Below are 14,103 nucleotides of genomic sequence, written 5' to 3' on the forward strand. Positions count from 1 at the left end.
ACGTCACCGCGCACCACGTCGCCGCGCACCACGTCCCCGCCCGCCACGCCCTCACCCACCGTCTCGCCGCCCACCGTCTCGCCGCCCGACATCTCGCCGCCCGCCGTCTCGTTCTCCGTCATACGCCCAGGTCTACCACCGTCACCCCGGGCACCCGATGCGCCTCCCCCGCCCCTTGCTCCCCGACCGCCCCCGCGACCCGGATGTGCCCGTCGGCGGCGATGCCCACGGCGAGGCCGAGCAGTTCGCGCACCTGGCGCCCGTCGAGCCCCCGGTCCAGGCCGTCGGCGAGCAGGGTCAGGCTCTGCATGGCGTCGGGCACCTCGGCAATCCGGTCCATCGCGAGCACGCCGGGGCCCGTGAGCAGGGTGAGCGCCAGCGCGAGGTAGCGCAGTTCACCGTCGCCGAGGCGGCCGAGCGGCGTCGCGGGCCGACCGCCCCGTTCGAGGACGGCGCGGACGGTGCCGTCCCGGAGCTGCTGCACGCCGAGCCCCGTGACGGGCCCCGCGCAGCCGGCGCCCGCCACGGCCGCGAGGCGGTGGTGTCTGCGCGGGCAGTCCGTGTGGGTGCGGTGCAGGACCTCGGCGAGGTTGGCGCAGTCGCGCCGCAGCCGCCCTTCGCCGGGGAGGACGGGAGCCCGCATCCCCTCGGGCCGGGGGTCGCAGGGGAAGGCGGATCGCAGCCCGATGACCAGTTGCTCGGCGGCGGCCAGGACCTCCAGCTGTCCGGGGGTCTTGCCCGCGACCCGCAGCGGCAGCAGGGCCGTACCGAGCAGGTCGTCGGGGAGGGGTGCCCGCGTGACGGGGGTGGCGCCGGCCGTGTGCCACTCGGCCTGGACGGTGCTGCGGCCCGGGTCGCGCAGCGCGGTGGCGAGGAGGGTGCGGCCCCGTCCGGTGAGCCGCTCGCCGACGATCCGGAGCCGGGGCTCGGCCTGGACGGCGAGGTCGAGGTGGACCGGGCCGGCCGGCCCGTCGACCGTGCACCCGATCCGGAAGCCGCGTCGGCCCTGGGCGTCGGGCCGGGCGCGCTCGGGAACGCAGTCGGCCGCGTCGGGGAACACCTCGTCGAGGGAGTCGCCGGCGCCGAGCCGGGCCAGGGCCTCGTACGCCCGGAGCGTGGTGGACTTGCCGCTTCCGCTGGGCCCGGCGAAGAGGGTGACGGGCCCGAGCGCGTGGACGGCACCGCGGTGCCCGGCGAACGCGGACAGGCGCAGCTCGGTGACGACCGGCCGGGCGACGCCCCGCCCGCCCCCGCCCCTGGGAACGCCCCCCGAAGGAACAGCTCCGGAAGGAACAGCCCCCGAAGGAACGACCCCCGATCGCCCGGCAAGGGCGCCGGAGGGAAGCGCGTCGGAGGGGTGGGCGCGTGGGGTGCGGGCGAGCGTGCTGCCGCCGGTGAGGTCCATGCCCGGACCGTACGCAGCCCGCTCTCTGACGAACCGTTACGTCCAGATGACCTTCCTACGAACGGGGGACACCGGCGGTCCGGCCGCCCACGACCTCCTCCCCGTCCTCGCCCTCCGCACCCTCGACCTCCGTACCGGCCGGGGCAAGGAGGAAAACGTTCCGGTCGACGCGGTGCATCCCGCTGCCGAGGCCGAAGACGACGCCGCTGCTGAAGTCGAGGATGCGCTTGGCGACATCGGTGTCGGCGCTCGTCAGATCGAGGAGCACCGGGATCTGGGCGATGAGGTACTCGGCGACCTCACGGGCGTCGGCGAACACCTGGACCCGCAGCACGATCATGCGGCGCTGCTCTGCGGACTCGTACTGCTCGGGGATCGTGCGGTGGTCGACCCTGGACGGCCATTCGTCACGGCCGCGCAGGGGCACGACCTGGGCGAGGCCCTCCCACTGCTCGTCGGTGACGTCGTACCTCTCGTACCTACTCATGGGCCCATCCTCCCGCTCCTCACCCGTTCGGCCCAACAACGACACGAGGTCATGGCGGGACGGCGAGCGGAAGGGGCCGACGACCGGCCCCTCGACCCGTCAGCCGCGGCCTCAGGCGAAGGTCTTGGCCAGTCTGCGCAGGCCTTCCCTGATCTCCTCGGCCGAGTGCGTGGTGAACGACAGCCGCATCGCGCGCGGGTCCGGCTCCCCGCAGAAGAACGGCGCCCCGGGAACGTACGCCACCTCGTGGCCGACGGCGGTCTTGAGGAGTGCCGTCGCGTCGTGGCCCTCGGGGAGGGTGACCCAGATGAACATGCCGCCTTCGGGCCGGTTCCAGCGGCTGCCCTCGGGCAGCGCGGCAGGCAGGCCTTCGAGCATGGCGTCCCTGCGCTCCTGGTACGCGGCCCGCACCCCCGCGACGTGCGCGTCGAGGTCGCTGTCGCGCAGATAGCGCGCGGCCGCGGCCTGGTCGATGGAGGAGGTGTGCAGGTCGGCGGCCTGCTTCGTGATCACGCACGCGCGGCGCAGCCCGGCCGGAGCGCGCAGGTAGCCGAGCCGGAGCCCGGGTGCCATCACCTTGGAGAAGGAGCCGAGGAGGACGGTCCGGTCGGCGGCCGCGGGGTCGGCGGCGATCCAGGGAACGCGCTCGCCGTCGTAGCGGAGTTCGCCGTACGGATCGTCCTCGACGATCCAGAACCCGTGCCGCGCGGCGGCGCCGGCGACGGCGGCACGGCGCTCGGCCGGGAGCGTGCGGCCCGTGGGGTTCTGGAAGGTGGGGACGAGATAGAGGAGGGTGGCCTTCTCGCGCGCCGCGATCTCCTCCAGCGCGGCGGGGATGACGCCCTGGTCGTCGGTGGGCACGGGGACGACGCGGGCACCGGCGAAGGCGAAGGTCTGGAGGGCCGCGAGGTAACAGGGGTCCTCGACGAGCACCACATCGCCCGGTTCGACGAGGGCCGTGGTGAGGAGCGTGAGGGCCTGCTGCGAGCCCGTGGTGATCAGCAGGTCGTCCGGGTCCGTGGGCAGGTCGCGCGCGGCGAGCCGGCCGGCGATCGCGGTGCGCAGTTCCGGGTCGCCCTCGGTGGTCGAGTACTGGAGCGCCCGCTGCGGGTTTTCGGCCAGGACACGGTCGTACGCCGCTCGGATCCCCGCGACGTCGAACAGCTCGGGGGCGGGCAGTCCTCCCGCGAAGGAGATCACCTCGGGGCGCGCGGTGAGCGCCAGGATCTCCCGTACCGGCGACGACGCGACGCTGGACAGCCGCGCGGCGGTGCCGGGAGCGGGGACGGAGGCGGACGCGGACGCGGACGAGGCCGAGGCGGAAGACGGGGCCGAAGCCGAGGCCGAGGAGGCGTTCGCGGGCGTCGAGGCGGCGGAAAGCATGGCGTCAGCATATAGACGGCCCGCGCCCTGTCCAGGTGTACGGAATCCCGGAAGAATCAACCGAGTTGAGGCTTCCGGCGCCTACGAGACCGCTGCCCGCCCGACCGGTTCGTCGCGGGCGTCGGCCCAGAGGGAGCGCACATGGCCGAGGTGTCGGCGCATGCAGTCCTCGGCGCCGCCCGCGTCACCGGCGACCATCAGGTCGAGGAGTTCGAGGTGTTCCTCGGCGGAGGAGACCAGCTTCCCCGCCTCGTCCAGGCCGGTCAGGCCGTAGAGGCGGGAGCGCTTGCGCAGCTCGCCCACGGTCTCGACCAGGCGCTCGTTGCCGGAGAGCGCGAGCAGCGCGAGATGGAAGCGGCGGTCGGCCTCCAGGTAGCCGATGAGGTCGTGTTCCCTGGCGCGGGACACGATCTCCTGGGCGACCGGCCGGAGTTCCTCCAGCTGCTCCGGGGTGGCCTTCCGGGTGACGTGGCCGATGGTGGGGACCTCGATGAGGGTCCGCAGTTCGGTGAACTGGTCGAGGTCCCGTTCGCTGACCTCGGTGATGCGGAAGCCCTTGTTGCGCACGGGCTCGACCAGGCCCTCCCGGGCCAGGTCGAGCATCGCCTCACGGACCGGTGTCGCGGAGACGCCGAGGTCGGCGGCGAGTCCGGGGGCCGAGTAGACCTGCCCCGGGCGGAGTTCGCCGGCGATCAGGGCGGCCCGGAGGGCGTGCCCGACCTGGTCGCGGAGCCGCTCGTGCGCTCTCACGAGGCCGTACTGTTTCAGGTCACCCATCGTGCGTCCTCCGAGAAGTCACGGAGGAGCATCGTACAATGTCACGTTTCTCTGGCGCGTCTCAGAGGAGGAACCCGGCGGGGAAGGGATCGTCGGGGTCGAGGAAGTACTGCGCGGTGCCGGTGATCCAGGCGCGGCCGGTGACGGTCGGGACGACGGCGGGCAGGCCGCCGACCTCCGTCTCGCCGACGAGCCGGCCGGTGAACTCCGTACCGATGAAGGATTCGTTGACGAAGTCGGTGTCGAGCGGGAGCTCGCCGCGGGCGTGCAGCTGGGCCATGCGCGCCGAGGTGCCGGTGCCGCACGGGGAGCGGTCGAACCAGCCCGGGTGGATGGCCATGGCGTGCCGCGAGCGGGTGGCGTCCGAGCCGGGCGCCTCCAGGTAGACGTGCTTCACGCCGGCGAAGGCCGGGTCGAGGGGGTGGACGGGCCGGTCGGGGCCCGCGTTGATCGAGTCCATGACGGCGAGTCCGGCCGCGAGCAGCTCCTCCTTGTGGTCGCGGTCGAACGGCAGGCCCAGGGAGTCGAGTTCGACGAACGCGTAGAAGTTGCCGCCGTAGGCGAGGTCGTACGTGACGGTGCCGAGCCCCGGCACCTCCGTCTTGAGGTCGAGCGCGACGGAGAACGCGGGAACGTTGGTGAAGGTGACGGAACACGCCCGCCCGTCCTCGACGCGGACGTCGACGCTGACGAGCCCGGCAGGCGTGTCGAGGCGGACGGTGGTGACGGGCTCGACGACCGGCACCATCCCCGTCTCGACGAGCACGGTCGCGACACCGATGGTGCCGTGACCGCACATCGGAAGCAGCCCGGACACCTCGATGTACAGCACGCCGTAATCCGCGTCGGGCCGGGTGGGCGGCTGAAGAATCGCACCGCTCATCGCCGCATGCCCGCGCGGCTCGAACATCAGGAGCGTACGGAGATGGTCCAGGTGCTCGATGAAGTGCAGCCGGCGCTCGGCCATCGTGGCACCGGGAATGACCCCGACACCACCGGTGATCACACGCGTGGGCATGCCCTCGGTGTGCGAGTCGACGGCATGGAAGACATGACGCGTACGCATGGGTCCCCTTCAGACGTACGGACGGATGGAGGTTCCTGCTACGGAGCCGACGGAGGCTCCCGCTACGCGCTCACGCGTGTCCCTCGGCGAGCGCCTTCTCGGTCGCGGCGCGCACGACGGCGTCCTGCTCGGGCGTCAGCGGCGGGCGGGGCGGGCGGGTGGCTCCCCCGTGGCGTCCGGCGAGGTCCATGGAGAGCTTGATCGCCTGGACGAACTCGACCTTGGAGTCCCAGCGCAGGAGCGGGTGGAGGGCCTTGTAGAGAGGGAGCGCGACGCCGAGATCACCGGCGACGGCGGCCCGGTAGAGCGTGGCGCAGCTGCGGGGCAGGGCGTTCGGATATCCGGCGACCCAGCCGACCGCGCCGGCGAGGGCCAGCTCCAGGAGGACGTCGTCGGCGCCGATCAGGAGGTCGAGCTCCGGGGCGAGTTCGGCGATCTCGTACGCCCTGCGGACGTCACCGCTGAACTCCTTGACGGCGACGATGCTGCCGTCGCCGTGCAGGCGCGCCAGCACGTCGGGCGTGAGGTCGACCTTGGTGTCGAGCGGGTTGTTGTACGCGACGACGGGCAGGCCGACGGCGGCGACCTCGGCGTAGTGGGCGCGTACGGCCCGCTCGTCGGCCCGGTAGGCATTCGGCGGCAGGAGCAGCACCGAACCGGCCCCCGCCTCGGCGGCCTGCTCGGTCCAGCGGCGCGCCTCGGCGCTCCCGTACGCGGAGACCCCGGGCATGACCCGCGCCCCGTCACCCGCGGCTTCGACCGCGGTACGGACGACCTGGGCGCGCTCGTCGTCGGTCAGGGTCTGGTACTCACCGAGGGAACCGTTCGGGACGACCCCGTCGCAGCCGTTGGCGATCAGCCAGGCCACGTGCTCGGCGTACGCGTCGTAGTCGACGGACCGGTCGTCGCGCAGCGGGAGGGCGGTGGCGACCATGATGCCGTGCCAGGGGTGGGCACGGTGCCCGCTCTGGGCAGGCTGTGCCGGGGCATGCTCGTGGGCCATGAGGGACTCCCTTATATGGTGTGTGACATTTTATCTATCTCCGGTAGGGCCACAAGAGGGTGAATCGGGTGACTGTGGCGGCTGACGGGAAGGGAAGGGGGTGTTCAGCAGGTGTTCAGGGGGCACTCTGCGGCACGAGGACCGGGCGCGGCACGTTCCGGGGGTGGCCCGGACGCTTCCACTCCCTCGGGTAGCCGACCGACACCTCCTCGAAGCGCACGCCGTCGTGCACGGTGGTCCGGGGGATGTGGAGGTGCCCGTAGACGGCCACGGCGGTGTTGAACCGGCGGTGCCAGTCCGCCGTGCGTTCCGTCCCGCACCACTGGGCGAACTCCGGGTAGCGCAGGATCCGGGTGGGTTCGCGGAGCAGGGGCCAGTGGTTGACCAGGACGAGCGGGACGTCGGGGTCGCACTCCGCGAGGCGCCGCTCGGTGAGGGCCACCCGCGCCGCGCACCAGTCCTCGCGGCCCGCGTACGGGTCGGGGTGCAGGAAGAACTCGTCGGTGCACACCACCCCCGCCTCGTAGGCCTGCTCCAGCGACTCCTCCTTGTTCGCGGCCGTCGGCGTGCGGAAGGTGTAGTCGTACAGGAGGAAGAGGGGCGCGATACGGACCGGGCCGCCGTCGCCCTCCCACAGCGCGTACGGATCCTCCGGGGTGAGCACGCCCAGGCCGCGGCAGACGTCCACCAGGTACTCGTACCGCTCGACGCCCCGCAGCTGGACCGGGTCCTCCTTCGGCGTCCACAGCTCGTGGTTGCCGGGGCTCCAGATCACTCGGGCGAACCTCTCGCTGAGCGTCCGCAGCGCCCAGGTGATGTCCTCGCTCAGCTCCCCGACGTCACCGGCCACGATCAGCCAGTCGCCGTCCGACGACGGACGGAGCTCTTCGACGATCCGCTTGTTCTCCTCGTGGGCGACGTGCAGGTCGCTGATGGCGAGAAGCTGCGGCTCGCGAGGAGCACGGGGGGTACGAGGAGTACGAGCATCGTGAGGAGTACGAGGAGAAGGGTTGCTCTCCATGAATGACCTCTTTCCCTTGTCGCTCAGGCGGTGTCGGGCAGGCTCGCGATGATCACGGTGGCGTCCAGGTCGTCGTCGGTGGCGACCCGTGCGAGCAGGCCGGCCCGCGTGACCGCGGCCACGGCCTCGTCGGCCTGCCGCTCGCTCGTCTCGAACAGCAGGACGCCCCCCGGAGCCAGCCACTCCGCCGCCTCGGCGACGACGCGCCGCAGGACCTCGAGACCGTCCGCGCCCCCGTCGAGCGCCACGCGCGCCTCGTGGTCGCGGGCCTCGGCCGGCAGCAGCTCGATCTCCACCGTGGGGACGTACGGGACGTTGGACAGCAGGACGTCCACGCGGCCCTTCAGCCCGGCGGGCAGCGCCGCGAAGAGGTCGCCCTCGAAGACCTCGCCCCCGGCCGGAGTGACATTGCGCCGGGCGCACCGGACGGCCGCCGGGTCGACGTCCGCGGCGTACAGCTCGGCCTCGCCCAGGGCGGCGGCGAGCGCGACCCCCAGCGCGCCGGAGCCGCAGCACAGGTCGACGACGACCGCACGCTCCGGAGCGAGCTCCGCCGCCTGCCGGACGAGCGCCTCCGTACGCCTCCGGGGCACGAAGACCTCGGCGTCGACCTCGATCCGCAGGCCGCAGAATTCGGCGTAGCCGACGACGTGCTCCAGCGGCAGACCGACGATGCGACGCTCGACCATCGCCTCGAGCTCCGCGGCGTCACCGGCCGCGGACATGATCATCCGCGCCTCGTCCTCGGCGAAGACGCACCCCGCGGCACGGAGGCGGGAGACGACCGCGGATTCGCCTGCGGAGTGGTCCAGCGAAGGAATGGACATGAAGGCCTTTCGAAAGAAACAGCAGAGATCACGGAGGTGATCGAGCAAAGGCCTCCACACTATCCGACGGACTCATCTCACCCTTGGGTCAGACCAGTTGCCGAAGGCGACGCGGGGCCCGTGAGGAATGCCCAGGTCCTCGGCCTGGGCATCCCGAAGCCCGGGTGTCACGGCAGTGACGACCGGCCGCGGCAGGACGTCAGCGTGCGGGTTCGTCCTGGGTGTCTGTCGGCAGCAGGGCCAGGATTTGTCGGGTGTGGCCGGGCAGTTCCCCTTCGGTGAGGCCGGAGATCAGGTCCATGAGCCGTACGGGTTGATCGACGAGGGCGGTGTCGTGGGAGAGGAGCAGCGTGGGGACCTGGGTGTCGAGTTCGGGCTTGCTCAGCGTCGCCCCGGCGAGGGTGCACAGGGCGTCCGCCTGGACGTGGATACGGTCCCGGAGGCCCGAGCCGCCGCCGGTGAGCCGGATGACGCGCTCGATGGTCCAGGTGTCCTGCGCGATGCGGTTGTCGTAGGTGGTGTTCGCTCCGGCGGTGACCGCGGAGACGGTGGCAAGGGTGGTGGCGGTGACGAGGGAGACGTGCGCCAGGATCTGGTCCGCGTTCCATTCGCCGGGCGGCGGGTCGAGGGGGGCGGGCGAGTCGGCCACGGCCGCGGCGGCGTCGAGCAGGGTGCGGTAGGCGTCTCGCAGCTGTGCGGTGTCCATCAGTTCGTCCATTCCTGGTGGGGATACGGGGGGGATACGGGAGGTCAGACACGTGTGGTGGTGGGGGCGGGGATCGTCTCGTCCGGTACGGGCCGCGTGCGGGCCCGGCCGGGGATGACGAGGGCGGTGGCGGCGGCGAGGCCGGCCATGGCCGCGCTGACGGCGAGGGCGGCGGAGAAGCCGTCGGTGAAGCTGCGGGCGGAGTCGTATCCGCCGGAGGCGGTGAAGGCCGCGACGAGCAGGGCCACGCCGAACGCCCCGCCCAGCTGGCGCAGGGAGCTGAAGGCGCCGGACGCCCTGCCGAGGTGCTGAGGCGCGACGCCGCCCATGACGGCGCTCTGTGTCGCGGGGATGGCCAGCGCCACCCCGGTCCCGGACAGGACCAGGGCGGGAACGAGCTGACCGTACGGGAGTCCCGGCCGGGCCGCGGCGGCGATCTGCAGCATGGCCGCACCGTGCAGGACCATGCCGAGACCCAGGACCGGCCGCTCCCCGTACCGGGCCACCAGGATGCCGGCGAGTCGTGGCACCACCGCGGTCATGGCGCCCCACGGGGCCAGGCGGAGCCCGGCCTCCAGGGGATCGGCGTCGAGCGCGGTCTGGAGGTACTGGGCCATGAAGTAGACGGAGCCGAAGGTGGAGGCCCAGAGCAGGAAGATCGCCACGTTGCCCGCGGTGAAGGACCGGGAGCGGAACAGGCCGAGGGGCAGCATGGGGTGTGCGGTGCGTGCCTCCCAGCGGACGAAGCCGGCGAGGAGCAGCGCGCCGAGGGCGAGGGCGCCGAGTGTCCGGGCGGAGGTCCAGCCGAGCGCGTTGCCCTGGATCAGTGCCCAGACCAGCGTGAACACGCCGGCCGCGGACAGGCCGAGCCCGGGAAGGTCGAGCCGGACGGCCGGCCCGCGCGTGGCCGGGATGTGACGGAGGATCAGTACGGCGAGGACCGCCACGGCGGGCACGTTGATCCAGAAGATCCAGCGCCACGAGAGTCCCTCGCACACAGCGCCGCCGAGCAGGGGCCCGGCGGGGACGGAGACGCCGACGACGGCCGTGAACGACCCCAGGGCACGGGCCCTGCCGGCCGGTCCCACCGCCGCGGTGAGCAGGGTGAGGGCCAGGGGCATCACCGCCGCGGCACCGGCACCCTGCACGGCCCGCGCGGCGATCAGCGAGCCGGCTCCCGGTGCGAGCGCGCACGCCACGGAGGCGGCGCCGAACAGGCCGAGGCCGAGGGTGAACAGCCGTCTGCGGCCGAAGCGTTCCCCCAGCGCGGCGGCGGTCATCAGCAGGACCGCGAAGGAGAGGACGTACGCGTTCACCATCCACTCCAGCTCCTCCGAGGAGGCATGGAGATCGGTGCGGAGCACGGGGAGCGCGGTGGACACCACGGTGGCGTCGAGACCCACCAGCAGGGCGGCTCCGGCGGTGAGCCGGAGCACCCAGGCGGGGCTCGCGTTGTCGGGCGACATGCGGAGACCTTCCGGTCGGGGATGTGCTGTCATCCGGTACTGACACCAGCGGCGTACGGATCGGAACGCGACCCGAGATCCGTCCGGTCCGGGGCCGCGTTCCGATCCGCCCCCCGGACGCGTTCCGATCCGGTCCCGGGCCGCGTTCCGATCCGGTCCCGCGCGGTGTCGTAACAGACGGCGGCGGAAGAACGCACCCGATCGAGCCGCAGAACCGAGGAGCCGAGCATGACGACCGACCCCGACCTGCAACTGGCGCTCGCGGGCGACGCCGAGGCGTTCCGCCGCCTCACCGAGCCGTACCGCAGGGAACTCCAGCTGCACTGCTACCGCATCACCGGCTCGGTTTCCGACGCCGAGGACCTGGTGCAGGAAACCCTCCTGGCCGCCTGGCTCGGCCTGGCCGGCTTCGAGGGACGCTCGTCCGTGCGCGGCTGGCTGTACCGGATCGCCACCAACCGCAGCCTCAACGCCCTGCGCGCCACCTCCCGCCGCCCCCGACCGGCCGCCGTGACCACCGCGTCCGCACTGCCCGAACCGACCCGGTTCGGCGAGCCGGTCTGGCTCCAGCCCTACCCCGACCACCTCCTGGACGACGTGCTCGACGCCTTCCCGGACCGGCGGCCGAGCCCCGAAGCGCGCTACGAGCTGCGCGAGTCGGTCGGCCTGGCCTTCGTCACCGCGCTCCAGCACCTGACACCACGGCAGCGCGCCGCCGTCGTCATCTGTGACGCCCTCGGCTTCTCTGTCGCAGAGGCCGCCGGGATCCTCGGCGCCGGCGCCACCGCGGTCAAGGGCATGCTTCAACGCGGCCGGGCCGTGCTGCGCGAGCACCGAGCCGAGCCCGGACGGCAGCCTGGCACGGGCTCGGCCCGCGAGCGGGAACTGGCCGGCCTGTTCGCCACCGCCCTGGAGGCCGGCGACACCGACGCCGTGGTCGCCCTGCTCTCCGAGGACGCCTGGCTGACGATGCCGCCCGAGCCGCAGCAGTACCACGGCCGCGAGTCGATCCGCGCCTTCCTCGCCGACCGCGAGCAGGCCCGTGGGGTGCCGCTGCGCGCCATTCCCGTACGCGCCAACGGCCAGCCCGCGCTCGCCTGCTACCTGCCGACTCCGCCCGCGGCGATCGTCCGCCCCTACGGACTCATCGTGCTCACCATGGACCGGGACGCGATCACCGCGATCACCTGGTTCCGCGACACCAGCGTCTACCCGGCCTTCGGCCTCCCCCACTCCCTCCCCGACGACCGCCCCCGAAAGCCCACGACCGGCACGACGCCCTCCTGAGCACGACGCCTCTCCCCCAGCGCAACGACGAAGCTCCTGGCAGACGGGTCCTCGACCAGGATCACCCATGTCTGCCAGGAGCTTCACGTGCTTGCCCACCGGAAGACCGGGACGCGGTGGCGACACCTCCCCGCCGCACATACCGCGCACCCGTAAAACCGCAGGCATGCGTCCTTCTTCACCGGCTCCAGGATCGCCACGCACTCCACGTGGTGCGTCATCGGGAACAGGTCAACGGAAAACACATGGAAGAAAATCGCAGGTCAGAGACTCACGCGACGCAAATCGGACTCAAGGTCAATGTGCATTACGGGCGCTACGGGCGACTCTCGACGCACGCCGCAGCATCCGCTGAGGTCTCCCAGACCGGCCGCCGGCCCCAGGCACACCATCGACGTCATGCTCGCCGCCACGGCCCTGGCCGCCCCAGGGCCGGTCACTATCCTCACCTCCACCTCAGAGGACCTCGTCACCCTCTGTGGCGGTAGCGTCATCGTCACCAAGGTCTAATGCGGCTGTAGCCGTCCGGCCAAAGTGCCGATGAGGGCTCGGAGCGGGACACACGTACGGAGCCCGCGTCCCTCGCGGAATCTCGCAGTGCGCCTCGTGTGTCGAACTCCCCTGGGGGCATCGCCCGTCGGCGATGCCCCGGCCGGCTTGGAAGCCTCTCGGTAAGGCTCATGTGGGGACGTCTGGACTGTGATCTCGCTTGTACCGAGTCCGCTGACCCGGAACACTCGGGTGCGCATCTGGATGGTTGACGAGGGGGCGGGCATGGTGCGGGCCTGGACGGTACGGGGCGGACAGTCAGGGGAACGGGAGCAGGCCGCGCTCTCCGAGGGACTGGCGATCGTGGGCTGGGAGGAGCTCGGCGACCTCAGCGACTGCTCTTCATCCGACGACATCGGTGATTTGCTGGCCAAGGCGTACCCGGGGGAGTCGGTTGGCACCATCGACAACTGGAAGCGCCAGCTCTGGCGCTTCATCGCGATGGAGATCGGCGACTACGTCGTCATGCCGCGCAAGCATCTGTCAGTCGTGGCCTTGGGCCTGCTGACCGGACCGTACGAATACCGGGCCGCGGCGCCGCCGGGCTTCCGACACGTGCGGAGAATGGACTGGGTCCGCCCGGTCCTGGAACGAGCTGCCATTCGGGGTGATCTGCGGGACAGCATGGGGGCATTCCTCACGGTCAGCGAGTTGCGTCGGCGCGACGCCGCAGTACGCGTGCAGGCTCTTGCAGAGACGGGTACGGACCCGGGCTACGTGGGTGACGGCGAGCCGCCCAACAGCCCGGAGGACTTGGTGAGCGATGTCCGGGACAGCGGCACCAGGCAGTTGACCGCCCGTGACCTGATCGGCTTGTGGGGGTGGAAGCGGCGAACCTCCGACGTCATCGACTTGGTGGACCAGAACCTCGCGGAGCTCGGCCTCCGGGTGGATCCTCACTTCAACGACGTGCAGTTGGACGGCCTCGTCACCGTGTCCGCGGCAGGGTCCACCGGCCTTGGCGAAGGCCTCCATGATCAGGTCCGAGGGGACGAGCAGGAGGCGCATTCGAAAGCCGATGGCCCGCGTGACCGTGACCTGACCTGGCGGATCGGCAACCTTCCGTTCGTTCGGGAGGTTGTGACGGTCCGGATGGGCGATGCGCTGAGCCAGGCGATCACCCCGATGATCGAGAGCGACTTCTCCCAGCTTCCGGTCGTGGACCACAACAACGTGCTGCGTGGGGTCATCACCTGGGAGGGAATCGCAAGGACGCAGCTGGGCGGCAGGACTGCCACGGTGGCCAACGCCCTGGATCCGCATCCCGAGACCGCTCGGGTGGAACATGCTCTTTTCGACCGGATGGACCGCATCCAGCAGAGTGGCTTCACAATCATCGTGGATGGCGAGAACGCGGTGATCGGGATTCTGACCTCGACCGACCTCGCAGGGCAGCTGAAGCAGCGCATCGAGCCGTTCATTCTCTTGGAGGAGCTGGAACGGCGGCTGCGCCGCCTGATCAGGCACTTTTCCACCGACGAGCTGCCGAGGGAGATCCGCAGGACGATGGAGCGCGGTCAGCATCTCAGCCTCGGCCAGTACGTCTTCCTGGTGGAGGACGCCCACTGCTGGAACAAGCTGCGGTGGCCCTTCGAGCAGCAGGACATCAGTCGGCGGCTGGCCACCGTGCGGGACTACCGCAACGACCTTGCCCACTGGGCGGTGGACGCGCCTGCTGAGGATGCCGCGGCTCTGGCCGCTACGGGCGGGTTGCTCAAGCTCCTGAAGCTCGTGGATCACGACCCAGCCGTCTGACGCCTTTCCCGGCAGGCTCGGGCGGCCCCACGGTGAACGCGTGGGGCCGTCAGTCTGCTCCTCGTCAGGCGAGTGGCGGCGGGGTACTTACCGGAATCCGCGTCGGTGGCCCGCACCGAGTCATCTCACACCCGGGGGTCACGGCCGGCGCCGCGTAGTGGGGACCGGTGGCCTGCCGTCAGGGCCCCTCTTCGACTCGGTGGCGAGCTCGCGCAGCACGTCGAGCGGCACAGCAGGACGTCGACCGGCGATCGTAGAGAAGAAGGCCGACCCAGACGCCATCGCGATCGCCCTGCTCACCGGCCTGCGCGAGATCCACTCCCGCGAGGGAACCAGCGGTGCCTTCGAGGACCGGGCGGCGCCCCGTGCGC

Annotated in this window: 12 protein-coding genes and 1 pseudogene; 3 read left to right on the forward strand and 10 right to left on the reverse strand. The window is 71.7% G+C overall.

Going from position 1 to position 14,103, the window contains the following annotated elements:
• Positions 1-118 precede the first annotated feature (118 nt).
• The 10 genes from ACZ6K0_RS29025 to ACZ6K0_RS29070 all read right to left on the reverse strand — a co-directional run bounded on the left by ACZ6K0_RS29025 (position 119) and on the right by ACZ6K0_RS29070 (position 10,174).
• Positions 119-1,405 (reverse strand): AAA family ATPase, encoded by a 1,287-nt coding sequence (locus tag ACZ6K0_RS29025; RefSeq protein WP_469232855.1) that lies wholly within the window; start codon positions 1,403-1,405, stop codon positions 119-121.
• 55 nt (positions 1,406-1,460) lie between these two features.
• The gene (locus ACZ6K0_RS29030) at positions 1,461-1,892 is read right to left on the reverse strand and encodes a cell division protein SepF (protein ID WP_024758847.1); all 432 of its coding nucleotides are present in this window, start codon (positions 1,890-1,892) and stop codon (positions 1,461-1,463) included.
• Between the two features lie 111 nt (positions 1,893-2,003).
• Positions 2,004-3,275, reverse strand: a complete 1,272-nt coding sequence (locus ACZ6K0_RS29035; protein ID WP_469232854.1) for an aminotransferase-like domain-containing protein — start codon at positions 3,273-3,275, stop codon at positions 2,004-2,006.
• Positions 3,276-3,356: 81 nt separating this feature from the next.
• Entirely contained in the window at positions 3,357-4,052 is a 696-nt protein-coding gene (locus ACZ6K0_RS29040; protein WP_376401009.1) for a GntR family transcriptional regulator, read from the reverse strand.
• A 61-nt stretch (positions 4,053-4,113) separates the two neighbouring features.
• Positions 4,114-5,118: a proline racemase family protein gene (locus ACZ6K0_RS29045; RefSeq protein ID WP_376401011.1), complete on the reverse strand. Its 1,005-nt coding sequence runs from the start codon at positions 5,116-5,118 to the stop codon at positions 4,114-4,116.
• Between the two features lie 70 nt (positions 5,119-5,188).
• A complete protein-coding gene (locus tag ACZ6K0_RS29050) occupies positions 5,189-6,121 on the reverse strand; it encodes a dihydrodipicolinate synthase family protein (protein ID WP_469232851.1) in 933 nt (310 codons plus the stop codon).
• Between the two features lie 115 nt (positions 6,122-6,236).
• A complete protein-coding gene (locus ACZ6K0_RS29055; protein WP_376401017.1) occupies positions 6,237-7,142 on the reverse strand; it encodes a metallophosphoesterase family protein in 906 nt (301 codons plus the stop codon).
• Between the two features lie 23 nt (positions 7,143-7,165).
• Entirely contained in the window at positions 7,166-7,969 is an 804-nt protein-coding gene (locus ACZ6K0_RS29060) for a putative protein N(5)-glutamine methyltransferase (RefSeq protein ID WP_469232850.1), read from the reverse strand.
• Positions 7,970-8,168: 199 nt separating this feature from the next.
• Positions 8,169-8,675, reverse strand: coding sequence for a hypothetical protein (locus ACZ6K0_RS29065; RefSeq protein WP_469232848.1), 507 nt, complete (start codon positions 8,673-8,675; stop codon positions 8,169-8,171).
• Positions 8,676-8,719: 44 nt separating this feature from the next.
• The gene (locus ACZ6K0_RS29070) at positions 8,720-10,174 is read right to left on the reverse strand and encodes an MFS transporter (RefSeq protein WP_469232846.1); all 1,455 of its coding nucleotides are present in this window, start codon (positions 10,172-10,174) and stop codon (positions 8,720-8,722) included.
• A gap of 195 nt (positions 10,175-10,369) precedes the next feature.
• Here ACZ6K0_RS29070 and ACZ6K0_RS29075 point away from each other — a divergent pair, with 195 nt between their 5' ends.
• From ACZ6K0_RS29075 to ACZ6K0_RS29085, 3 genes and pseudogenes are all read left to right on the forward strand, one after another.
• Positions 10,370-11,428, forward strand: coding sequence for an RNA polymerase subunit sigma-70 (locus tag ACZ6K0_RS29075; protein WP_469232845.1), 1,059 nt, complete (start codon positions 10,370-10,372; stop codon positions 11,426-11,428).
• A gap of 375 nt (positions 11,429-11,803) precedes the next feature.
• Positions 11,804-11,938: pseudogene (locus ACZ6K0_RS29080) on the forward strand (DNA-binding protein); the annotation flags it as partial.
• 231 nt (positions 11,939-12,169) lie between these two features.
• A complete protein-coding gene (locus tag ACZ6K0_RS29085; protein ID WP_469232844.1) occupies positions 12,170-13,732 on the forward strand; it encodes a CBS domain-containing protein in 1,563 nt (520 codons plus the stop codon).
• The last annotated feature ends 371 nt before the right edge of the window (positions 13,733-14,103 follow it).

It is taken from the genome of Streptomyces sp. NPDC042346 (genome assembly GCF_055581845.1).